General features: G+C 71.8%; 20 protein-coding genes. 13 read left to right on the forward strand and 7 right to left on the reverse strand.

The genetic code is table 11. The features are described from left to right. Positions 1 to 13 precede the first annotated feature (13 nt). Both F1C12_RS15290 and F1C12_RS15295 read left to right on the forward strand, forming a co-directional pair. The gene (locus tag F1C12_RS15290) at positions 14 to 943 is read left to right on the forward strand and encodes an aldo/keto reductase (RefSeq protein WP_185275764.1); all 930 of its coding nucleotides are present in this window, start codon (positions 14 to 16) and stop codon (positions 941 to 943) included. A gap of 124 nt (positions 944 to 1,067) precedes the next feature. Then, on the forward strand, positions 1,068 to 2,270 hold the full coding sequence (locus tag F1C12_RS15295; RefSeq protein ID WP_185275765.1) for a GDSL-type esterase/lipase family protein: 1,203 nt from the start codon (positions 1,068 to 1,070) through the stop codon (positions 2,268 to 2,270). Positions 2,271 to 2,286: 16 nt separating this feature from the next. On the opposite strand, the gene F1C12_RS15300 is transcribed toward F1C12_RS15295, so the two are convergent. Continuing rightward, entirely contained in the window at positions 2,287 to 3,219 is a 933-nt protein-coding gene (locus tag F1C12_RS15300) for a 5'-3' exonuclease (protein WP_258045931.1), read from the reverse strand. 33 nt (positions 3,220 to 3,252) lie between these two features. On the opposite strand from F1C12_RS15300, the gene F1C12_RS15305 reads away from it, so the two are divergent. The 6 genes from F1C12_RS15305 (at position 3,253) to araA (ending at position 9,191) form a co-directional block, all read left to right on the forward strand. Further along, positions 3,253 to 3,699: an SRPBCC family protein gene (locus tag F1C12_RS15305; protein WP_185275766.1), complete on the forward strand. Its 447-nt coding sequence runs from the start codon at positions 3,253 to 3,255 to the stop codon at positions 3,697 to 3,699. Continuing rightward, positions 3,696 to 4,100, forward strand: coding sequence for an NUDIX hydrolase (locus F1C12_RS15310; RefSeq protein ID WP_185275767.1), 405 nt, complete (start codon positions 3,696 to 3,698; stop codon positions 4,098 to 4,100). Before F1C12_RS15305 ends, F1C12_RS15310 begins: the two co-directional genes overlap by 4 nt. An 84-nt stretch (positions 4,101 to 4,184) precedes the next feature. Further along, positions 4,185 to 5,183 (forward strand): LacI family DNA-binding transcriptional regulator, encoded by a 999-nt coding sequence (locus F1C12_RS15315; protein ID WP_185275768.1) that lies wholly within the window; start codon positions 4,185 to 4,187, stop codon positions 5,181 to 5,183. A 173-nt stretch (positions 5,184 to 5,356) separates the two neighbouring features. Beyond that, on the forward strand, positions 5,357 to 6,964 hold the full coding sequence (locus F1C12_RS15320) for a xylulokinase (protein WP_185275769.1): 1,608 nt from the start codon (positions 5,357 to 5,359) through the stop codon (positions 6,962 to 6,964). Beyond that, positions 6,961 to 7,674 carry an L-ribulose-5-phosphate 4-epimerase gene (locus F1C12_RS15325; protein WP_185275770.1) on the forward strand — a complete coding sequence of 238 codons (714 nt, stop codon included), beginning with the start codon at positions 6,961 to 6,963 and terminating at the stop codon, positions 7,672 to 7,674. The genes F1C12_RS15320 and F1C12_RS15325 overlap by 4 nt, the downstream gene beginning before the upstream one ends. Next, on the forward strand, positions 7,674 to 9,191 hold the full coding sequence (gene araA, locus F1C12_RS15330) for an L-arabinose isomerase (RefSeq protein WP_185275771.1): 1,518 nt from the start codon (positions 7,674 to 7,676) through the stop codon (positions 9,189 to 9,191). Before F1C12_RS15325 ends, araA begins: the two co-directional genes overlap by 1 nt. Before the next feature lie 70 nt (positions 9,192 to 9,261). On the opposite strand, the gene F1C12_RS15335 is transcribed toward araA, so the two are convergent. Next, positions 9,262 to 10,113 carry a MerR family transcriptional regulator gene (locus tag F1C12_RS15335; protein ID WP_258045932.1) on the reverse strand — a complete coding sequence of 284 codons (852 nt, stop codon included), beginning with the start codon at positions 10,111 to 10,113 and terminating at the stop codon, positions 9,262 to 9,264. A 103-nt stretch (positions 10,114 to 10,216) separates the two neighbouring features. Here F1C12_RS15335 and F1C12_RS15340 point away from each other — a divergent pair, with 103 nt between their 5' ends. Then, positions 10,217 to 11,056 (forward strand): SDR family oxidoreductase, encoded by an 840-nt coding sequence (locus F1C12_RS15340; protein WP_185275772.1) that lies wholly within the window; start codon positions 10,217 to 10,219, stop codon positions 11,054 to 11,056. 52 nt (positions 11,057 to 11,108) lie between these two features. Here F1C12_RS15340 and F1C12_RS15345 read toward each other — a convergent pair whose 3' ends face one another. From F1C12_RS15345 to F1C12_RS15355, 3 genes are read right to left on the reverse strand one after another with little or no spacing between them, the layout of a single operon-like run. Continuing rightward, complete coding sequence (locus F1C12_RS15345; RefSeq protein ID WP_185275773.1) at positions 11,109 to 12,797, reverse strand: phospholipase C; 1,689 nt, start codon at positions 12,795 to 12,797, stop codon at positions 11,109 to 11,111. Positions 12,798 to 12,843: 46 nt separating this feature from the next. Next, the gene (gene efeB / locus F1C12_RS15350) at positions 12,844 to 14,097 is read right to left on the reverse strand and encodes an iron uptake transporter deferrochelatase/peroxidase subunit (RefSeq protein ID WP_185275774.1); all 1,254 of its coding nucleotides are present in this window, start codon (positions 14,095 to 14,097) and stop codon (positions 12,844 to 12,846) included. Beyond that, positions 14,094 to 15,269 carry an EfeM/EfeO family lipoprotein gene (locus tag F1C12_RS15355; RefSeq protein WP_185275775.1) on the reverse strand — a complete coding sequence of 392 codons (1,176 nt, stop codon included), beginning with the start codon at positions 15,267 to 15,269 and terminating at the stop codon, positions 14,094 to 14,096. The genes efeB and F1C12_RS15355 overlap by 4 nt, the downstream gene beginning before the upstream one ends. A gap of 247 nt (positions 15,270 to 15,516) precedes the next feature. Between F1C12_RS15355 and F1C12_RS15360 the strand changes: the two genes are divergently transcribed. Next, the gene (locus F1C12_RS15360) at positions 15,517 to 15,822 is read left to right on the forward strand and encodes a hypothetical protein (RefSeq protein WP_185275776.1); all 306 of its coding nucleotides are present in this window, start codon (positions 15,517 to 15,519) and stop codon (positions 15,820 to 15,822) included. Positions 15,823 to 15,849: 27 nt separating this feature from the next. Here F1C12_RS15360 and F1C12_RS15365 read toward each other — a convergent pair whose 3' ends face one another. After that, on the reverse strand, positions 15,850 to 16,401 hold the full coding sequence (locus F1C12_RS15365; protein WP_185275777.1) for a gamma carbonic anhydrase family protein: 552 nt from the start codon (positions 16,399 to 16,401) through the stop codon (positions 15,850 to 15,852). A gap of 41 nt (positions 16,402 to 16,442) precedes the next feature. Next, complete coding sequence (locus F1C12_RS15370) at positions 16,443 to 17,474, reverse strand: LacI family DNA-binding transcriptional regulator (protein WP_185275778.1); 1,032 nt, start codon at positions 17,472 to 17,474, stop codon at positions 16,443 to 16,445. 188 nt (positions 17,475 to 17,662) lie between these two features. Between F1C12_RS15370 and F1C12_RS15375 the strand changes: the two genes are divergently transcribed. The 3 genes from F1C12_RS15375 (at position 17,663) to F1C12_RS15385 (ending at position 20,857) form a co-directional block, all read left to right on the forward strand. Next, positions 17,663 to 18,958 carry an ABC transporter substrate-binding protein gene (locus F1C12_RS15375; RefSeq protein ID WP_185275779.1) on the forward strand — a complete coding sequence of 432 codons (1,296 nt, stop codon included), beginning with the start codon at positions 17,663 to 17,665 and terminating at the stop codon, positions 18,956 to 18,958. Positions 18,959 to 19,034: 76 nt separating this feature from the next. Next, positions 19,035 to 19,964: a carbohydrate ABC transporter permease gene (locus F1C12_RS15380; protein WP_185275780.1), complete on the forward strand. Its 930-nt coding sequence runs from the start codon at positions 19,035 to 19,037 to the stop codon at positions 19,962 to 19,964. Then, positions 19,961 to 20,857 (forward strand): carbohydrate ABC transporter permease, encoded by an 897-nt coding sequence (locus tag F1C12_RS15385; RefSeq protein ID WP_185275781.1) that lies wholly within the window; start codon positions 19,961 to 19,963, stop codon positions 20,855 to 20,857. The genes F1C12_RS15380 and F1C12_RS15385 overlap by 4 nt, the downstream gene beginning before the upstream one ends. Position 20,858: the final 1 nt, after the last annotated feature.

Below are 20,858 nucleotides of genomic sequence, written 5' to 3' on the forward strand. Positions count from 1 at the left end.
GTTAGATGGAGGCATGAAAACGCTCAGTCTGCCGAACATCGCTGTGCCCGCTTCCAACATCATCCTCGGCCTGATGCGGATCAGCCCTCTGACCGACGAGCAGATCCGCACGCTCGTCGGCACCGCCCGGGACGCCGGCATCACGGTGTTCGACCACGCCGACATCTACGGCGACGAGCGCCACGGCTGCGAGACCCGCTTCGGCTCGGCCGGCGCCATCCCGGCCGCGGAGCGCGACCAGGTCGTCATCCAGTCGAAGGTCGGCATCCGCCCGGGGTACTTCGACTTCTCGCGCGAGCACATCCTCACCACGGTGGACGAGTCGCTCGCCGCGCTGCGCACCGACTACCTCGATCTCCTGCTGCTGCACCGCCCCGACACCCTGGTCGAGCCGGAGGAGGTCGCGGCGGCGTTCGACGAGCTGGAGGCCGCGGGCAAGGTGCGCGCGTTCGGCGTCTCGAACCACACGCCGGGCCAGATCGAGCTGCTGCGCCGTTTCGTGAAGCAGCCGCTGAAGGTGAATCAGGTGCAGCTCAGCATCACCCACTCGCCGATCATCGCGCAGGGCGTCGCGGCCAACATGGCCGGGCTGGACCAGTCGATCGTCCGCGATGTCGGCATCCTCGACTACTCGCGCCTGAACGACATCACGCTGCAGGCGTGGTCGCCGTTCCAGAAGGGCTTCTTCGACGGCGTCTTCCTGGGCGACCGCGAGGAGTTCGCGGAGCTGAACGACGCCCTGGACGAGCTCGCCGCGAAGTACGGCGTCACGCCGACCGGCATCGCGACCGCCTGGATCACGCGGCACCCCGCGAACATGCAGGTCGTCCTCGGGACGACCAACCCCGGCCGGGTGCAGGAGGCCGCGGCCGGCTCCGACCTGCCGCTGACCCGCGAGGAGTGGTACCGGCTGTTCCGTCTGGCTGGGCACATCCTGCCGTGACCCCGTGAGCCGGGCGCGCACCGCGTCGCACCTGGCCGCGCACTCGTTCGCGCGTCGGGAAGCCCGGGCGCGTCCGGCGAGCCGTGGGTGCCGCGGAGCGCGGGTGCGGGATACGGTCGGTCGAGTGGAAGACGTCCGGCTCGGCGCCTCGCGACGGCTCGCCGCGAGGCTGAGACTGTTGCGCGTCGGCGGCGTGCGGCATTCGCTGGTGCGGCCGACGGACTCCCCGCAGGCGTTCGTCGCCGGACGACAGAGCCTCCGGGTGCTGCTGGCGGGCTCCGGGCCCGTGACCGGCTGGGGCGTCGGCAGCCACGACCTCGCGCTGCCCGGCGCGCTCGCACGGGCGCTCGCGGCCACCACCGGACGCGGCGTCGTGGTCGACGTCGCCGCGCATCCGTCGGCGGGCGTGCGCCGGGTCGCCGGGATGGTGCACGCCGCGGGAGCGGGCCGGTACGACCTCGTCATCCTCAGCGCGACCGTCGCGGACACGGTCCGGATGGTCGAGCCGCGACGGTGGGGCGCGCACGTCGCTGCGCTGCTACGGGAGGTGCGCGGCAGCGGCGCGGGGCCGGTCGTCTGGCTGGGCGCTCAGCCGATCCGCTCGCTGCCGCCCTACGACGACGGGTTCCGCGACTTCGTGCAGGCGCACGCGGAGCGGCTGAACCGTGCCGCGCAGGAGGCCTGTGCCGAGACGGGCGCGACGTTCCTCCCGCTGCCGGCGTCGCCGAAGCCCGAGGGTGGCCGCCATCGGAGCCCCGCCGACTACCTGTTCTGGGCGCGCTGCATCTCCGACGCGCTCGCGCCGGAGCTCCTCGGCCACCCGGTCGACTCCGTTCGCCACAGCACCGCCGCGGAGGACCGTGTCGCGGCGATCGCCCGGCTCCGGCTCGCCGAGCACAAGCAGGACGGGCGGCTGGCGGGTCTGGTCGGCACCGCCCGCCGCACGCTCGGCGCCGAGATCGCGATGTTCACCGTGCTGGACGACCGCGCCGAGTGGCCCCTCGCGGCGGTCGGCGCCTCGCCCGCCGAGATCCCGATCGAGCAGTCCGCGTGCCTGCACACCATCGAGGCGCCGGACGGGATGGTGGTGCCCGACGCCGAGCGCGACGACCGGTTCGCGTCCAGCGCGCTGGTCACCGGGCCGGCCCACCTCCGCTTCTACGCCGGGTACCCGGTGGAGGCTCCCGACGGCACCCGGATCGGCGCGATGTGCGTGTTCGGGCGAAGCGCCCGGCAGCCGGCCGAGTCGGACGACGACCTCGACGTGCTCCGGGAGCTCGCCCTCCTCGCGCAGCGCGAGCTGTGGCGGTTCGAACCCGCGTCCTGAGTCCGGCGCCCGCCCCTCAGCCGGCGGCGTTCGTCAGCGCGGCGAGGCAGCGGTCGAGCGACCCGCCGAGCGCCCAGCGCTCGCCGAGGGCGTCCAGCGTCGCGCGCTGCTCGTCGCTCGGCGCCCGCAGCCGGGCGTCGATCTCGCCGAGCGGGAGGTCGCGCACGACCTCCACCACGGTCGGCGCCACCGCGAGATAGTCGACCGCCGCGCCGAACCGGGTCCGCAGCGCGGGCTTCATCGCGGACGCGGGGTCGGCGGCGGCCGCCTCGATCCCACTCAGGTCGCCGTACTCGGTGAGCAGCGCCGTCGCCGTCTTCTCGCCGACCCCCGCGACGCCGGGCAGGCCGTCGGAGGAGTCGCCGCGCATCACCGCGAAGTCCGCGTACTGGCTCGCGTGGATGCCGTATTTGGCGACGAGGGCGGCGTCCGTCAGCACTTCGAGGTTGCTCATGCCGCGCGCGGTGTAGATCACGCGCACGTCGCGGTCGTCGTCCACGAGCTGGAACAGGTCGCGGTCGCCGGTCACGACATCCACCGGCCCCGGGGTGACGGTGGCGAGCGTGCCGATCACGTCGTCCGCCTCGTGCGCTGCCGCGCCGACGATCGCGATACCGAGGGCGCCGAGCACCTCGCGGATGACCGGCACCTGTACGACCAGCTCGGTGGGCACCTCCTCCACGTCGACGCCGCCCGGGACCTCCTCGGCCACGCGGTGCGCCTTGTAGCTCGGGATGAGGTCGACCCGCCAGCGCGGCCTCCAGTCGTCGTCCCAGCAGGCCACCAGCGATTCGGGACCGTAGTCGGTCACGAGCCTCGCGATGATGTCGAGGAAGCCGCGGATCGCGTTCACCGGGGTCCCGTCCGGCGCGCGCACCGTGTCGGGGACGCCGTAGAACCCGCGGAAGTAGAGGGAAGCGCTGTCGAGGAGCATCGTTCGCCCGGTCACAGCCCGATCATGCCATGCCGCTAAGGTGTGCGCATGGCCGGAACGATCGTCGTGGAACGCACCGACACCATCCAGACCACGCCAGAGGCGCTGCTGCCCTACATCGCGGAGCTCCCGCGCTGGGTGGACTGGTCGCCGTGGGAGGGCATGGACCCCGCGCTGAAGCGCGAGTACACGGGCGAGCCCGGCGCGGTCGGCTCCACCTACGAGTGGAGCGGCAACCGCAAGGCCGGCGCGGGCACGATGCGGATCGAGTCCGTCGAGCCCGACGGCGTCGGCATCGCCCTCCACTTCACGCGGCCGTTCCGGTCGAGCAGCCACGTCCGCTTCCTGCTGACGCCGGAGGGCGATCGGACGCGCGTCATCTGGCGGATGGAGAGCACGAAGACCTTCTTCAGCCGGTTCTTCAACCTGGACAAGCTGATCGGCCCGGACTTCGAGAAGGGACTCCGGCAGCTGCGGCAGCTGGTCGAGGGATGACGCTCGCTCCGCTGCTGGTGTCGGCCGTCGCGGTGGTACGGGACCGGCGCGTGCTGATGGTGACCTCCCGCGGCCGCGACGTCTACTACATGCCGGGCGGCAAGATCGACCCCGGCGAGACCGCGGCCGAGGCGGCGGCACGGGAGGCGGAGGAGGAGGTCGCGCTCGCGCTGGACCCGGCCGCGCTGACCGAGCTGTTCGAGGTGCGGACGCAGGCCCACGGCGAGCCGGACGGCCGGCAGGTGCACATGCGCGTGTTCCGGGCTCTCACGGACGCCGAGCCGGCGCCGTCGGGGGAGGTGGACGCGGTGCACTGGGTGACGACCGCCGACGCGGCCCGCTGCCCGCCCGCCGGCCACGCCGTCCTCGACCGTCTGGCCGCCCTCCACCTCATCGACTGACGCCGAAGGGCACGTAAACGCCCCTAAAACGCCGGAATAGGGGCGTTTACGTGCCCCTCGGCGGCGGTTCAGTAGGGTGTGCATGTGAGTGAGAGCGGGCGCGCGCCGGGCGTGCGGGAGGTCGCGGCCGCCGCGGGCGTCTCGCGGCAGACCGTGTCGCGCGTGCTCAACGACCATGCGAGCATCCGGCCCGAGACGCGGGAGCGGGTGCTGGCCGCGATGGCCGAGCTGAACTTCCGGCCGAACCGGGCCGCGCGCATGCTCACCACGGCGCGCTCGCGCACGATCGGCGTGCTGGCGTCGTCGGCGTCCTCGCTGTTCGGGCCGGCCTCCAGCATCGACGCCGTCGAGCAGGCGGCGCGCGACGCCGGGTACTTCGTGACCGTCGCGCACGCGGCCTCCCTCGATCCGGCGGACCTCGGCGCGGCCGTCGACCACCTCGGCGCGCAGTCGGTGGAGGGCGTCATCGTGATCGCCCCGCAGCGGGCGGTGCAGGAGGCCATGGCCGCGTTCTCCCTGGAGGTCCCGTCGGTCACCCTGCACGGCGCGGGGGTCGCGGGCGACGACGGCGTCTTCGTGGACCAGCTGGAGGGCGCGCGACTGGCGACCCGGCACCTGCTGTCGCTCGGACACACGCGCATCGCGCATCTCAGCGGACCCGGCGACTGGTCGGAGGCACGGGCCCGCCGCGACGGCTTCGTGGCCGAGCTGGCCGCGGCCGGGCTGGAGCCGGTGCTCTCGCGGGAGGGCGACTGGACCGCCGCGTCCGGCTCGGCGATCGGCGCGGAGCTGCTCGAAGACCCGGAGCTGACGGCAGTGTTCTCCTCCAACGACCAGATGGCGCTCGGGCTGCTGCACGCGGCGCGCGAGCGGGGACGGCGGGTGCCGGAGGAGCTGGCGGTCGTCGGCTTCGACGACATCCCGGAGGCCGCCTACTTCGCGCCCCCGCTGACGACCGTGCGGCAGGACTTCCGCGAGCTGGGTCGCCGCGGCGTCGCCCGCCTGGTCGCGCTCATCGAGGGCCGCGAGCTGGCGTTCGACGCGCCGGTGGCGCCCGTGCTGGTGGTGCGCGCCTCGGCCTGACGCCGCCGCGCGATTCGTGACGAATGTGCACGACGCGATTCGTGACGAATGTCGCGATTGCGCGCGGCAAAGCCGCGATTCGTGACGAATGTGCGGCCGGCTTGACAGGGCGGTGAGGGAGGGGCGAGACTCTTACGACACCATGTGACCGGTCACAACGGAGTGAGAGACCCATGAACACCCACCGCGACGCCCTCGTCGCCGGCCGCACCGCCCTCGGCATCGAGCTCGGCTCCACGCGCATCAAGGCCTGCCTGGTCGACGCCGACGACCCCGCGACCGTCCTGGCCGTCGGCTCCCACGACTGGGAGAACGAGTTCGCCGGCCGCGTCTGGACGTACTCGCTCGACGCCGTCTGGTCCGGCCTCCAGTCCGCCTACGCCGCCCTGGTCGCCGACGCGGAGGCCCGGCACGGTGTCCGGCCGACGACCTTCGGCGCCATCGGCGTCTCCGCGATGATGCACGGCTACCTCGCGTTCGACGCCGACGGCGAGCTGCTGGTCCCGTTCCGCACCTGGCGAAACACCACGACCGGCCCTGCCAGCGCCGAACTGAGCGCGCTGTTCGGGGGCAACATCCCGTTGCGCTGGTCGATCGCGCACCTCCACCAGGCCGTCCTCGACGCCGAGCCGCACCTCCCGCGCCTGCACTCGATCACCACGCTCGCCGGTCACGTCCATGAGCGCCTGACCGGACGCCGCGTGCTCGGGGTGGGTGACGCGTCCGGGATGTTCCCGATCGACTCGGCCACGAAGACCTACGACGCGGAGCTGGTCGCGCAGTACGACGCGCACGTCCGCGACATCCCGCCTCTGCTCGACCTCCTGCCCGAAGTCCTCGTCGCCGGTGAGGCCGCCGGAGACCTCACCGCGGAAGGCGCGGCCCTGCTCGACCCGACCGGCGGACTCCGACCCGGCATCCCGCTCTGCCCGCCGGAGGGCGACGCCGGCACCGGCATGGTCGCCACCGCCTCGGTCGCCCCGCGCACCGGCAACGTCAGCGCCGGCACGAGCATCTTCGCGATGGTCGTGCTGGAGCGCCCGCTCGCCGAGGCGCACCACGAGCTCGACCTGGTCACCACGCCCGCGGGCGACGCGGTCGCCATGGTGCACTGCAACAACGGCGCGAGCGAGCTGTCGGCGTGGGCCGGGCTGTTCGGGAGGTTCGCGGAGGCCGCCGGCGCGCCGGTCGCCTCCGACGCGGTCTTCGAGACGCTGTTCCGCGAGGCGCTGGACGGCGAGCCCGACGCGGGAGGCCTCCTCGCCTACAACTACCTCGCCGGCGAGCCGATCACCGGCCTCGACGAAGGCCGCCCGCTGGTCGTCCGCACCCCCGACAGCCGCCTGACGCTGGCCAACTTCGCCCGTGCCCAGCTCTACGGCGTCTTCGGGACGCTCGCCCTCGGGATGCGCGTGCTGCACGCGGAGGGCGCCGCACTCGACCGGATGTACGCCCACGGCGGCATGTTCCGCACGGCCGGCGTCGCGCAGCGCTTCCTCGCCGGGGCGCTGGACGCGCCGGTGTCGGTGGCGGAGACCGCGTCGGAGGGCGGGGCGTGGGGCGCCGCGGTGCTCGCCGCGTTCCTCCGTGCCGCCCTCCAGGGCACTCCGCTGGACGCCTACCTCGACCGCGACGTGTTCGGAGGCTTCACCGTCGAGACCGTGCAGCCGCACCCGGACGACGTGGCCGGCTTCGCGGCCTACCTCGCCCGCTACCACGACGGCCTGGCCGCCGAGCGCGCCGCCGTCGAGTCGATCGCTCTGAAGGGAGCCGCACGATGACCCCCGAGCCCGCCACCTCCGAATCCCCCGCGATCCGCCGCACCCGCGAGCAGGTCGCCGCCCTCCACGCCGAGCTGGTCCGCTACGGCCTCGTGGTCTGGACCGGCGGCAATGTCTCCGGCCGCGTCCCCGGCGAGGACCTCTTCGTCATCAAGCCGAGCGGCGTCGACTACGACGACCTCGCGCCGGAGAACATGATCCTGTGCACCCTCGACGGCGAGGTCGTCCCCGGCTCGGCCGGATGTGACCGGTCCCCCTCCTCCGACACCGCCGCGCACGCCTACGTGTACCGAAACCTGCCAGAAGTCGGCGGCGTCGTGCACACCCACTCCACCTACGCCACCGCGTGGGCCGCGCGCGCCGAGCCCATCCCGTGCGTCATCACCGCGATGGCGGACGAGTTCGGCGGGGAGATCCCGGTCGGCCCGTTCGCGATCATCGGGGACGACTCCATCGGCCGCGGCATCGTCGCGACCCTCGACGGGCACCGCAGCCGCGCCGTCCTCATGCAGAGCCACGGCGTCTTCACCATCGGCCGCGACGCGCGCGACGCCGTGAAGGCCGCGGTCATGGCGGAGGACGTCGCCCGCACCGTGCACATCGCGCGGCAGGGCGGCCCGCTCGTCCCCATCCCGCAGGAGGCCATCGACAGCCTCTTCGACCGCTACCAGAACGTCTACGGACAGAACCCGGAAGGATCCCTCGCCTGATGCCGAAGCTCACGACCTCCCTCGACCACTACGAGGTCTGGTTCCTCACCGGCAGCCAGCACCTCTACGGCCCGGAGACGCTCGCGCAGGTCGCCGAGCAGTCCCGCGGGATCGCCGACCAGCTGGGCGCGTCCGCCGACGTGCCCGTGCGCGTCGTCTGGAAGCCGGTGCTGACCGACTCCGACGCCATCCGCCGCATCGCGCTGGAGGCCAATGCCGACGACGCCGTGATCGGCCTGGTCGCCTGGATGCACACGTTCAGCCCCGCCAAGATGTGGATCGCCGGCCTCGACGCCCTGCAGAAGCCGCTGCTGCACTTCCACACCCAGGCGAACGTCGAGCTGCCGTGGGGCGAGATCGACTTCGACTTCATGAACCTCAACCAGGCCGCGCACGGCGACCGCGAGTTCGGGTACATCCAGACCCGCCTCGGTGTCCCGCGCACGACGGTCGTCGGCCACGTCAGCGACCCGGCCGTGACGCAGCGCATCGGCACCTGGGCGCGCGCCGCCGCCGGCCACGCGGCCACCCGCACCCTCAAGCTCGCGCGCTTCGGCGACAACATGCGCTTCGTCGCGGTGACGGAGGGCGACAAGACCGAGGCCGAGCTGCGCTTCGGAGTGCAGGTCAACACCTGGGGCGTGAACGAGCTGGCCGCCGCGGTCGCCGCGGCCTCCGAGGACGCCGTCGACGCGCTGGTCGCGGAATACGAAGACCTCTACGACGTGGTCCCCGAGCTGCGCCGCGGCGGCGACCGTCACCAGTCGCTGCGCGACGGCGCCGCGATCGAGCTCGGGCTGCGGTCGTTCCTGGAGGAGGGCGGATTCGGCGCCTTCACCACCAGCTTCGAGGACCTCGGCGCGCTGAAGCAGCTCCCCGGCCTCGCCGTCCAGCGCCTGATGGCCGAGGGCTACGGCTTCGGCGCCGAGGGCGACTGGAAGACGGCCATCCTGGTCCGCGCGGCCAACGTCATGGGCGCCGGCCTCCCCGGCGGCGCGTCGCTCATGGAGGACTACACCTACGACCTCACCCCCGGCGACGAGCGCATCCTCGGCGCGCACATGCTGGAGGTCTCTCCTGCGCTCACCAGCGCGAAGCCGACCCTGGAGGTCCACCCGCTCGGCATCGGAGGCAAGGACGACCCGGTGCGCCTGGTCTTCACCGCCGACCCCGGCCCGGCGGTGGTCGTGGCGCTGTCGGACATGCGCGACCGGTTCCGGCTCGTGGCCAACGTCGTGGAGGTCGTGGAGCCGACGGCCCCGCTGCCGAAGCTCCCGGTCGGCCGCGCGGTCTGGAAGCCGGCCCCCGACTTCACCACGTCGGCGACCGCCTGGCTGGAGGCCGGCGCTGCCCACCACACGGTGATGAGCACCGCGGTCGGCATCCAGGCGTTCGAGGACTATGCCCGCATGGCCCGCACCGAGCTGCTGATCATCGACGAGGACACCACGCTGCGCGCGTTCTCCCGCGAGCTCGACTGGAACGCCGCGTACTACCGCCTCGCCCGCGGCCTGTAGCGGCGACGCAGACTCCCGGCCGCCGGCATGTCATCGGCGTCGGCGGCCGGGTCCCAACCTCGCGGCTGGTTCAGCCCACCTTCTCCACCGGCGCCTGCAGCTCGGTGACCCAGTCCGGCCCCGGCTCGTGGCCGGTCGCCTCCAGGTACACCTCGCGGGTGGGGCCGACCACGCGATAGCCGTCCTCGACCAGGCGCTCCATCAGCGCCATCCAGGAGTCGCCGATGCCGGTCATGTCGCCGCGGTGCAGCAGCGTCGCGGCGAGCGGCACCTCCGGGAGGTCGACTACGTCGTAACCCTCGCCCGCGCGCGGCGGCGTCTCGGCCGGGTAGGAGATGTGCACCTCCAGCCGTTCGTCGTCCCTGGCCTCGTACCAGAACACCGACGGCGCCAGCAGCGGACGCCCCGCGGCCTCCAGCGCGCTGTCGAGCGAACCGATCAGCGGCCCGACCATCGGCCCGACCAGCTCGGGCCCCATGCCGGGCGCGGTGCCGCTCACGGCGTAGACGGTGACCGCCTCCAGCGGCCGGTATTCGACGGGTGTCGTCATGGTCTCCGTTCCTTCCAGTAGTCGGAGGCGCCGCTCCAGGCGGTCGAGCCGGTCCCGGTCGTCGGCGATGCCGGCCTCCAGCTCGGTCCGCCGCTGCCGCAGCGCCGCCGTGAGGGCGGGCCGCGGGTCGTCGGACGCGAGCACGGCGGCGATGGCGTCGAGCCCGACCCCGAGCTGCCGCAGCTCCACGATCAGCAGCAGACCCGCCAGCTGCGCGTCCGAGTACGAGCGGTACCCGCTGTGCTCGTCCACACGCGCCGGCGGCAGCAGGCCGATGGCGTCGTAGTGCCGCAGCATCCTGACGCTCACCCGCCCGATCGCGGCGAACTCCCCGATGGTGTACATGATGGAGGCCACGATCCAGCCTGACACGGTGTGAGGGTCAAGCGCGGGAGGGCGCGAGAGGGAATGTGTGGACTCGGCGGCGGCGCCGGGCCGATCATGTGCGTAGGCACCGATCAGGGAGGAGCGCACCATGACCATCGCCGTCACCGGCGTCACGGGGACGGTCGGCCGGCTGGCCGCCTCCGAACTGGCCGACGCGGGCATCCGCTTCCGCATGCTCGCACGGTCGCCCGAGCGCGCTCCGCGCTTCCCCGACAGCGAGGTGGTCGCCTGCTCGTACGGCGACGGCGCCTCGGTGCGGGCCGCGCTGCAGGGCGTCGAGACCGTGCTCATGGTCTCCGCTGCGGAGAACGACCAGCGCCTGCGCGAGCACTTCGCGTTCGTCGACGCGGCCGCCGAGGCCGGCGTGCGGCACATCGTCTACACGTCGTTCTTCGGCGCGGCTCCCGACGCGACGTTCACGCTCGCCCGCGACCACTTCGCCACCGAGGAGCGCATCAAAACGACCGGGATGGGGTACACCTTCCTGCGCGACGACCTCTACCTCGACTTCGTGGAGTTCATGGTAGGCGAGGACGGCGTCATCCGCGGTCCGGCTGGCCACGGGAAGGCCGCCATGGTCGCCCGCGCGGACGTCGCCCGGGTGGCCGCGACCGTGCTCCAGCACCCCGAGAAGCACCGCGGCGTCACCTACGACCTCACCGGACCCGAGGATCTGACGATGGCGGAGGTCGCCGGCCTGCTCACCGCGCACCTCGGTCGCGCGGTCTCGTTCCACGACGAGACGGTCGAGGAGGCCTACGAGTCCCGCAAGCGCTGGGACGCCCCGCAGTGGCAGTACGACGCCTGGGTGTCCACCTACACGGCGATCGCCGCGGGCGAGTTCGCCGGGCCGAGCGGCGACGTCGAGCGCGTCACCGGCCGGCGGCCCATCTCACTGGACGAATTCCTGACCACCCGGCCCGAATGAGGAACGCCGGGTGCGCAGAACCCTGCGCACCCGGCGTCCCGCCCCGAAGGGCTCAGTGCTGGTTGTTGTCGTTCTCGCCCTGGTCGTCGCCCCAGTTCCAGCGGGTCGGGATCACCTTCGTGACCGCCCCGGAGGCCGGGTCGAGCAGCACCTCGCGCTGCTGCGGGTGACGCCAGTCGAACAGGCCGTTCAGCGAGCCGGCGCGGGCGTCGAAGGACGCGTCGCCGATCCGGCCGGTGCCCCAGTTGTCCTCGATGAACTTCAGCGGGCTGGTCTGCTCGATCGCGGTGTGGTCGACCTTGTTCTGCGCTGCCCACGGGGAGACCACGAGGAACGGCAGGCGCTGGCTCGGGCCGCAGCGGTCCGCGTAGCCGCCGGCGATCTTCGTCACGCTGGTGCAGACCGTGGAGTCGACGGCCGCGTCGTTCGAGCCGTTGGTCACGGTCGGGGCGACGTGGTCGTACCAGCCGTCCGAGTCGTCGTACGTGACGACGACGGCGGTGCTCTTCCAGTCCTTCGACTTCTGGAGGGCGTTGATCTCGTTGACGAGGAACTTCTGCTCGTCCAGCGGGTCGGAGTAGGCGGCATGGCCGTCCTGCGCCTCCGGGGCCTTGAGGAACGAGACCGCCGGCAGGTTGTTGGCCGCCAGGGCCTTGTCGAACGAGGTCAGGTCGTATTGGTGGTTCGCCTGGTCGGTGTGACCGATCGCCCGGGTGGACGTCGGCGGCAGGTGGTGCGGGTTCGCGGTGGACTTGTAGTACGCGAACGGGTTGTGGTGCGGCGAGTAGTCCTTCGGCGTCGCGCCTCCGACATTCGCGGTGGTCGCGTCGCACTTGGCGTAGCTGCCGGCCTGGCCGTTCCACGCAGTGGTCGGCGTGAAGCCGCCCTGGAACCAGCCCCAGGTGACGCCGCGCGCGTTGAGCAGGTCACCGACGTTCTTGCCGGCCATGCCGACCAGCGCCGAGGTGGCGGTGTGGTCGCTGTCCGAGCAGTCGTCGTAGACGGGGTCCGGGTCGCCGATCACGGTGCCGACGCCCGCGGCGTTCTTCGACTGGACGGACGTGGAGGCCGGGAGGACCGCCCCGGTCTTCGGGTCGTAGGCGGTTCCGCCGTGGGTCTGGCCCGAGATGAGGTTGAGCGCGCCGGGGGTCGACGGGCCGAACGTGGTGTCCCACATGTTGTCGCTCATCGAGTAGTTCTGGGCGTAGTTCCACAGGCCCGTGACGGTGTTGCCGTCGTAGTAATCCATGACCAGGCCCGGCTGGCCGAACGCGCCGGTGCAGGTGTCGGTCTCGGTCTTCTGGACGAACATGTCCATCTTGCCGTTGTCCACCGCGGCCTGCTCGGCGGCGTAGCTGTGGTTCTGGTCGCAGGTGAGGGCCTGCGCCGGGGTCAGCCGCGACGGCGGGTACAGGTTCGGGTTGCTGGTGAGGGTCCCGCTGGTGACGAGGGTGTTCGCCTTCGGGGTGTTGGCGGCGGCGGTGAAGGTCGTGCCGTCCGTGTTGGCCGCCTTCGGGTAGGTGCCGAAGTAGTGGTCGAAGGAGATGTTCTCGTCGAAGATCACGACGAGGTGCTTGATCGGGGTCTGGGTCTGGTTGGAGTGGTCGGGGTACCCGTGGCCCGGGAACGCCGACGCGGGGGCGATGGCGAAGACGCCGGCTCCCACGAGGGTCGCCGCGCCGAGCAGCGCCAAGCCGGCCGAGGCGACCGGGTGGCGGCGCAGACGATTCAGTCTGGACACGATTCCTGCTTCCTTCTGTTCGGTGGGTGTTGCGGGGGGCCTCCGGCTAGGCGAGCATCGTGCGCCCGAGCCAGTCGGAGGAGTCGCGGGCTCCGGGGAGCGCGAAGTAGTAGCCGCCGCCGAACGGCTGGATGTAGTCCGTCAGCGGCTCACCGGCGAGGCGCTTCTGGACGGCGACGAACTGCCGGTCGAGGTCCTGGTTGAAGGCGACGAACACGAGCCCCATGTCGAGCGTCCCGTTGGCGTCGACGCCGCCGTCGTAGTTGTACGCGCGGCGCAGCATCCGCTGGTCGGCGCTCGCCTTCGTGCGCGGGTTGGCGAGACGGATGTGGGCGTCCAACTGGATGACGTCGCCCGTCGGGTCGTTCTCGTAGTGCGGGTCGTCGTGCTCGGCCGACGCGGTGAGCGGAGCCCCGGTGTCCCGGCGGCGGCCGATCATGTTCTCCTGCTCGTGCAGGTTCACCCGGTCCCAGAACTCGACCAGCATCCGGATGACGCGGACGACGTGATAGCTGCCGCCCGCGGTCCAGGAGGGCTCGCCTCCCGTGCCCTTCGCCCAGACGAGCTGCTTCATCAGCGCGGCGTCGTGGACGTCCGGGTTGCTGGTGCCGTCCTTGAAGCCCATCAGGTTGCGCGGCGTGCCGCTCGGCCGCGGCGGGGACACGAAGCCGTCCTGCCGCCAGCGCACGCCCATCCCGCCGCGGGTCGCCCGGGCGATCTCGCGGACCGCGTGCGTGACGGCGTCGCGGTCGTCGGCGCACACCTGCAGCAGGAGGTCGCCGTCGCAGACCTCGCGGCGGAGGGAGTCGTCGGGGAACTCGTCCATGATCCGCAGCCGTGCGGGCTTCGCCGAGGCCAGGCCGTACCGGCCGTCGAACAGCGACGCGCCGGCCGACAGCGTGACGGTGAGCCCGTCCGGCACGACCGTCGGGCCGAGCACGCCGGAGTCGCGCGGCGGCGCGGTCAGCCCGGGGTCCGGCGGCGTGCCTCCCGTGGTCAGGAAGCGAGCGCGCTCGGTGATCGTCTTGAGCAGGTCGGTCAGCTCGGCGCGGGAGGCCGCGGTCACGTCGAGCGCGACGAACGCGGCCGAGCGCTGCACCGGCGTGAGGATGCCCTGCTGGTGCTCGCCGTGGAAGGGGACGGCGCCGGCGCGTACGGGCTGCGCGGCGGGCTGCTGGTGCGCGCTCGCGGCGCTCGCCGCGGCCGGCGTCAGGGCGGCGCCGACGCCTCCCGCGACGGTCGCCCCCGCCGCGAGGCCTGCGCCAGCGGTCAGGAAGTCCCTGCGTCCCAGTCCGGTCATGGCGCCCTCCTCGGATCGCAGATCGCCGCCACCGGCGCCAGCAGCTCGGCCGTCTCGCTGAGCGCTGCGTCGACGTGCTCGCGCTGGGCGGCGGTCAGTGCGGACAGCCGCGTCCAGGTCCCGTCGGCCCCGCGGAAGCCCTCGACGAGCTGCTGCGTGGACGCGATCGACTGCTGCGTCGCCGCGAGCTGCGGATAGCGCGGGGCGAGGATGTCGTGGAGCGGAGCCAGGGCCTGGGTCGCGCCGGTCAGGTTGGCGTCGATCGTGGCGAGCTCGGTGCCGGAGCCGGCGTCGGCCGCGCCGGCGAGCACGTCCCGGATCGCGTCCTCCACGATCTCGTGCGCGCGCAGCCCCATGTCACCCGGGTCGATCTGCGCCTTCGGGAACTGCGCGATGAGCGCGTCGACATCGGAGACCAGCTTCTGGGCCGGCCCGGCGACGGCGGCGGCCGCCGCACCGGAGAACAGCGGCGACTCGACGGCGTGGAACCCGGTCAGCCCGTGGCCGGGGAGCCCGTCGATCGCGTCGCCGGCCTCGCCGAACGCGCCGTAGGCGGCGCCGAGCGTCTCATAGGTGGTGTGGGCGGTCAGCCAGTCGCGCTTCGCCGCGGATAAGTCGCCCTCCTCGGCGTCGGCCGCGACCGCGGCGACCTGCTGGCGCAGGGCGGGAAGGCGCGAGGCGACCCAGGCGGCGTACGCCTTGGTCGGAGGGATGAGGTCCACCCGGGTCACGGGGACGATGCCCGGGGTGAGTGCCGTTCCCGGCGGGGCCGGCCCGACGCGCACGGTCGGCCCGTGCGCCGGGTCCGCGTCCGCGGGCAGGCAGACGAACCGGTAGCGGCCCGAGCCGATCGCGACGCGGGCGTTGGCGTGCGCGCCGGCTCCGATGCTCTCCAGGTCGAGGTAGACCTTCTGGGTGTCGACCGCCTGGAGGTAGACCTCGATGCCGGCGATGGTCGTGTTCGTGACGTCGAACGCGAGTGTGCCGCCGAGCGCCCGGCCATCGTCGGCCCAGCCGTGCCCGCAGTCGTCGGTCCCCGCGCTGACCTCGATCTCCGAGGAGGACGCCGCCCGGACGGCCGCGGGCCGCGCGGCGACGGTCACGATGACGGCGACCACCACGAGGGCGGCCAGTACGCCGAAGAGCGCCGTGAGTCGGGCGCGCTTGGACATGGACGACGGGCCTCCTGGGGAGTGGACAGGAGCGAGCCTAGGAGCCGCCTGTGCGTTCCCGGAGGGTCCTTCATCCGCTGTTCATCAGACGGTCACGGCGATAGCCCCGAATGGGGGTGGTCGAGGATCCGGGAGCCCAGAAGACCGGGAGCGGAACGCGCGTCCCACTGGACATGATCCGATTTGCGCGTAACGTTCGTGAATTTGGGTTCTTCAAAAGAGAGCGCGCCCATGAGACGATCCCATTATGAAGGATTCTCACGGTATTGATGTCGCTGAGCCCGCGTCCGCTCACGGCCCCGGTCGTGCGCCTGCAGGAATCCCCCTGACGATCCGCCTCGGCGAGCGTGAGTTCGCCGCCCTGGTCCGCATCGCCCGCCACCGGGAGACGACCGCGGCCGACCTGGTCGAGCAGCTGGTGCTGCACGCCCTGAGCCGCGCGGACGTCCCGCCGCCGGCCGAGTCCCACCCCGCCCGCAAGCACACCACCTACGAGGAGGCCACGGCCGGCTTCCGCGCCGACGCCGGGGTCCACACGCCTCCCGACATGTGAGCGACGCGGCTGCGACCTGCGCCGTGCCTACCCCAGCGGGTCGTATGCGCCGCTCACCCTCCGCATGATCTCCCGCATCGACGTCCCGCGCGGGACGCCGTACATGGTGCCGGGGAAGTCGAGCCCCTGCTGGACCGCCCACAGCTCGTCGTGCCGTTCGGACGGGAAGAGCTGCGCAGGGTCGCCGGCCGCGATCCAGCCGATCGGGACGACCGTGTCCGGCGGCAGGACGGAGTTGACCTGCAGCACCGCGTGGATGCGCAACTCCGACCGGGCGCCGACCACCGCGCCGGCGAACACGCAGGCGCCCGTCGCGACGAACACCTCGTCCTCGATGCGCGCGCCCGTGATGTTGGTGTGCGGCCCGATCAGCACGGCGTCGCCGACCGTCACGGGATGCCCGGCGCGCCCGCGCAGAACGGCGTGCTCCATGACGACGGTGTCCTCCCCGAGCGCGATCGGCCCGCGGGTGCCGTCGAGCACCGCGCCGGCCAGCACGCGGGCGCCGGGGCCGAGCGTGACGTCCCCGGTGAGGACGGCGCTGGATGCGACGGACGCGGACGGGTCGATGGCGATCATGCCCTCACCTTAGAGGGGAGGCAGCTCAGAGGGGCGGCCGGTCAGAGGTGCGGAATCGTCGACCCGCGGATGACGAGCCGCACCGGGAGCCGCTCCGTCCCGGCCGTCAGCGGCCTCCCGTCGATCGCGTCGAACAGGCGGCGTGCGGCCAGGCGGCCGAGCTCCTCCAGGTTGTTGTCAACACTGGTCAGCTCGGGCCGGGAGTTGGTGGCGAGCACCTGCCAGTTGTCGTAGCCGATCACGGCCACGTCGTCGGGCACCCGGCGGCCGAGGTCGCGCAGCGCGTCGATCACTCCGCGCGCGATCTGGTCGGAGCCCGCGACGATGCCGTCGATGTCGGGGTGCCGGCGGAGCAGCATGGTGGCGGCGTCGCGTCCCCAGCCTTCGGTCCAGCTCGAGAAGAGGGTGTCGCCCACCTGCTCCAGCCCGGCTTCCCGGATCGCGTCCGCGAACCCGACGGCGCGGTCCTGCGCCGCGGCGTAGGACGGATCCCCGGTGATGTGGGCGATACGGGTGCGTCCGCAGGCGATCAGGTGCTCTACGGCCATCCGTCCGCCGGCCAGGTTGTCGGGGGTGAGCGAGTGGTCGAGCGGGTCGTCGGAGGGGGAGTAGGCGTACACCACGGGGACCGGAAGGTCGTGGCCCAGCGACGGGCGCGGGTCGGTCTGGCGGCCGACCACGATGATGCCGTCCACCCGCCGGTTGACCAGGGCGTTCAGGTGGTACTGCTCCCGGATCGTGTCGCCGCGCGCGTCGCAGAGGAAGACGTTCACCTGGCCGGCTCCGAAGGCGTCCTCCGCACCCATCAGGATCGGGATGACGAAGCGGCCCTCGAGGTCGCTGGTGAGCAGCCCGACCGTCCCCGTCCGGCCCGCGGTGAGGCTCTGCGCGAGCGCGTTGGGGGTGAAGCCGATCTCCTCCGCGGCCGCGAGGACGCGGGCGCGGGTCCCGGCGGCGACGTCGGCGCGGCCGTTGATCGCCTTAGAGGCTGTCGCGATCGACACGCCGGCGGCCCGCGCCACGTCGCTGAGCGTCGTGGTGCGGGTGGGTGCTCCCGTGCTGGTCTCGGTCATCGTCTCCAACTTTTCGGACTTTTCGGAAACATACACCACGAAAGACCTTGACAGAAGGTCGGGGCAACGGATTTACTTGCCAAAACGATCCGAAACCCATTTCGGAATCTTTCACAGAGGCGAAACACCCTCGACAGCCGATGACGCTCCACTCCCCGCAACCTCGAAGACGAGCACCAGGAGATGCAATGACGAATTTCCACCCCCGCACGCGGCGCATCGTCGCGGCGGCCCTCGCGGGAGCGCTGGCCATCGCGCTCGCCGCCTGTTCCGGCGGCACCGGCAGCGGCTCCTCCGGAACGCAGTCCATCAGCAAGGACGGCACCGACGACGGCTCCAAGCTCACGCTCTGGACCCGCGCGCCGCTGGAGAAGCAGGCCAAACTCCTCGTGGAGGCCTACAACAAGAGCCACAAGAACCAGGTCGAGCTGACGGTCGTCCCCAACGACGACTACGTCGCGAAGGTGGGCGCGGCGGCCGGCTCCGGCGGCCTCCCCGACCTCTTCGCCGCGGACATCGTCTACGTGCCGAACTGGGTCAAGCAGGGCCTGTTCCAGGACATCAGCAAGCAGGTCGACGGCCTCTCGTACAAGGACTCCATCAACAAAGGCCACCTCAAGGCCGGGACCGCGGACGGCAAGGAGCACGTCCTCCCGTTCGTCCTCGACCTGTCGATGATGTTCTGGAACAAGGAGCTGTTCAAGGAGGCCGGTCTCGACCCCGAGAAGGCCCCGGCGAACCTGCAGGAGTACGCGGCCGACGCCAAGAAGATCCAGGCCCTCAACAAGCCGGGCGTCTACGGCACGGCCACCGGCCTCAACTGCGGCGGCTGCCTGGTCTTCACCTGGTTCCCGACGATGTGGGCGGACGGCCAGCAGGTCATGAACGCGGACGGCACGAAGTCGCTGCTCGACAGCTCGACCGCCACCGACGTCTACAGCACCTGGCAGGACCTGTGGAAGTCGGGCGCCGTGCTCCCGTCGTCCAAGGACGAGGCGGGCCCGACCTGGACCGCAGGGTTCACCGAGGGCAAGGTCGGCCTGATGTTCTACCCGGCGACGCTGCTCTCCTCCACCCCGTTCGACGCGGGCGTGGCGGGCATCCCCGGCCCGAAGGGCGGCTCCTCGACCTTCGTCGGCGGCGACGGCATCGGCATCTCGAAGGACTCCAAGAAGGCCGCCCAGGCATGGAACTTCCTCAGCTGGATGATGTCGGAGGACGCCCAGGTCGGCGTGCTGGCCAAGGACGGCGACGTCGTCTCCCGGTCGGACCTCGCGAACAACGAGTACGCGCAGAAGGACCCGCGCGTCGTCACGATCAACAAGGTCGCCGGCGAGGGCGAGACGCCCTTCTCACTCAACTTCCAGGAGGCGTTCAACGCCACCAACAGCCCGTGGCTGACGCTGGTGCGCAACGCCGTGCTGGGCGACGGGAAGTCCGTGAGCTCCGACAACAAGCAGATCACGTCGGTGCTCTCGCAGTAGCGGAAACCGGGCCGGGGAGCGCAGCCCGCGCTCCCCGGCCCGTCCTCCCGACCTTCCCCGACGAAAGGCTCACCCCATGACCGCCACCGCGAGGCCGACCACCGCGAGGCCGCCCGCCGCGCAGCGCGTCCGCCGTCGCCGGAGCGCCTCCGGCCGCTGGCTCGGCTGGCTCTACGCCTCCCCGACGGCGCTGTTCGTGCTCTTCCTGTTCCTCGTCCCGCTCCTGCTCGTGCTCCAGATGTCGGCCTCGAACTGGCCGCTGCTGGGCGGCAACCAGGGCTGGAACTTCCCGGAGAACTACGCCAAGGCGGTCAGCAACCGCTTCTTCGCCGACTCCGTGGTCTTCACACTGACGTACACCGTCGTCACGACGGTCATCCTGCTGGCGCTGGCCCTCGGGCTCGCGCTGCTGGTGCAGGAGTCCACCCGCTGGAAGGGCTTCCTCCGCACCGCGATCCTGGTGCCGAGCGCGCTCGGACTGGCCTCGGCCTCCCTGCTCTTCTACGTGCTGTACTCGCCGATCGCCGGGCCGTTCGCCGACCTGATGCAGAAGTGGGGCTTCACCTTCCTCGGCACCCCGGCCGGCGCGCTCTGGTCGACGGTCTTCCTGATCGTCTGGCGGTACGCCGGCTTCTACATGCTGCTGATGCTGGTCGGCCTGCAGGGGATTCCGGAGGAGGTCTACGAGGCCGCCCGCATCGACGGCGCCGGCCGCTGGCAGACCTTCCGCGGCGTGACCCTCCCGCTGCTGCGGCCGACCCTCGCGCTCACGACCGTGCTGTGCGTCACTGGATCGCTGCTGGCGTTCGAGCAGTTCTACATCCTCACGAAGGGCGGCCCGGACAACAGCACCATCACCGTCGTGCAGCTCATCTACAGCGTCGCCTTCCAAGGGCCGAACAACCTCGGCGTCGCCGGGGCGCTGTCCGTGATCGTGCTGATCGCGCTCATCATCGTGAACGTCGCCCAGATCCGGGCCTTCGGCGAGAAGGAGGGCGCCGTATGAGCACCCAGACCATCGACGACACCGCCCGCACACCGGTCGCCCGCACCGGATCGCGCCGGAGGCCGGTCTCCCGCATCGCCGGCATCGCCACCCGCACGCCCTACTGGGTGCTCACCGGCGGGCTCGCGCTGATCTTCCTCTACCCGCTGATCTGGACCGCCGTGTCCTCCATCGCGCCACGGCCGGGCACCAGCCAGGTGCACGGCTGGGGCCTCGGCAACTACGCGTCGCTCGCGAACTACCAGGCGGGGATCTGGGTCTACATCGGCAACTCGCTGTTCGTATCGCTGCTGACCGTGGCGCTCACGCTCCTGGTGTCGCTGTTCGGCGGCTACGCGTTCGCGCGGTTCCGCTTCCCGGGGCGCAACGTGCTGTTCATGGCGACGCTGGCGATCCTGATGGTGCCGTACGCGACCCTGCTGATCCCGCTGTACGTGCTCCTGAACCTGGTGGGGCTGTCCAACTCGCTGGTCGGAGTCGCACTGGTGCTGACGATGTTCCAGCTGCCGTTCGCGACCTTCATGATGCGGATCTCCTTCGAGGCGGTGCCGCGCGAGATGGACGAGGCGGCGATGGTGGACGGCTGCTCGACCTTCGGCTCGCTCTGGCGCGTGCTGCTGCCCGCCGTCAAGCCGGGCCTGATCACCGTCGGGCTGTTCGCCTTCCTGGCCGCGTGGAACGACTTCATCGCGCCGCTCATCCTCATCAACGACTCCAACCGGATGACGCTGCCGCTGGCGATCTCCAACCTCCGCGGCCAGGTGCAGGGCGTGGTCGACTACGGCGCCACCGAGGCCGGCGTGGTCGTGCTCGCCGTGCCCTGCATCCTGCTGTTCCTGATCCTGCAACGACACTACGTGCGCGGCTTCATGTCGGGCGCCTTCAAGGGGTAGA

Origin of the sequence: Leifsonia shinshuensis (genome assembly GCF_014217625.1) — a bacterium.
In the GTDB taxonomy this organism is placed as follows: domain Bacteria; phylum Actinomycetota; class Actinomycetes; order Actinomycetales; family Microbacteriaceae; genus Leifsonia; species Leifsonia shinshuensis_A.

Excerpts from the sequence above, each read along its gene's own strand:
- F1C12_RS15290 (WP_185275764.1), top strand. The coding sequence starts at position 14 with ATGAAAACGCTCAGTCTGCCGAACATCGCTGTGCCCGCTTCCAACATC.
- F1C12_RS15305 (WP_185275766.1), top strand. The coding sequence starts at position 3,253 with ATGGCCGGAACGATCGTCGTGGAACGCACCGACACCATCCAGACCACG.
- F1C12_RS15310 (WP_185275767.1), top strand. The coding sequence starts at position 3,696 with ATGACGCTCGCTCCGCTGCTGGTGTCGGCCGTCGCGGTGGTACGGGAC.
- F1C12_RS15320 (WP_185275769.1), top strand. The coding sequence starts at position 5,357 with ATGAACACCCACCGCGACGCCCTCGTCGCCGGCCGCACCGCCCTCGGC.
- F1C12_RS15325 (WP_185275770.1), top strand. The coding sequence starts at position 6,961 with ATGACCCCCGAGCCCGCCACCTCCGAATCCCCCGCGATCCGCCGCACC.
- araA (WP_185275771.1), top strand. The coding sequence starts at position 7,674 with ATGCCGAAGCTCACGACCTCCCTCGACCACTACGAGGTCTGGTTCCTC.
- F1C12_RS15340 (WP_185275772.1), top strand. The coding sequence starts at position 10,217 with ATGACCATCGCCGTCACCGGCGTCACGGGGACGGTCGGCCGGCTGGCC.
- efeB (WP_185275774.1), bottom strand. The coding sequence starts at position 14,097 with ATGACCGGACTGGGACGCAGGGACTTCCTGACCGCTGGCGCAGGCCTC.
- F1C12_RS15355 (WP_185275775.1), bottom strand. The coding sequence starts at position 15,269 with ATGTCCAAGCGCGCCCGACTCACGGCGCTCTTCGGCGTACTGGCCGCC.
- F1C12_RS15360 (WP_185275776.1), top strand. The coding sequence starts at position 15,517 with ATGAAGGATTCTCACGGTATTGATGTCGCTGAGCCCGCGTCCGCTCAC.
- F1C12_RS15365 (WP_185275777.1), bottom strand. The coding sequence starts at position 16,401 with ATGATCGCCATCGACCCGTCCGCGTCCGTCGCATCCAGCGCCGTCCTC.
- F1C12_RS15370 (WP_185275778.1), bottom strand. The coding sequence starts at position 17,474 with ATGACCGAGACCAGCACGGGAGCACCCACCCGCACCACGACGCTCAGC.
- F1C12_RS15375 (WP_185275779.1), top strand. The coding sequence starts at position 17,663 with ATGACGAATTTCCACCCCCGCACGCGGCGCATCGTCGCGGCGGCCCTC.
- F1C12_RS15380 (WP_185275780.1), top strand. The coding sequence starts at position 19,035 with ATGACCGCCACCGCGAGGCCGACCACCGCGAGGCCGCCCGCCGCGCAG.
- F1C12_RS15385 (WP_185275781.1), top strand. The coding sequence starts at position 19,961 with ATGAGCACCCAGACCATCGACGACACCGCCCGCACACCGGTCGCCCGC.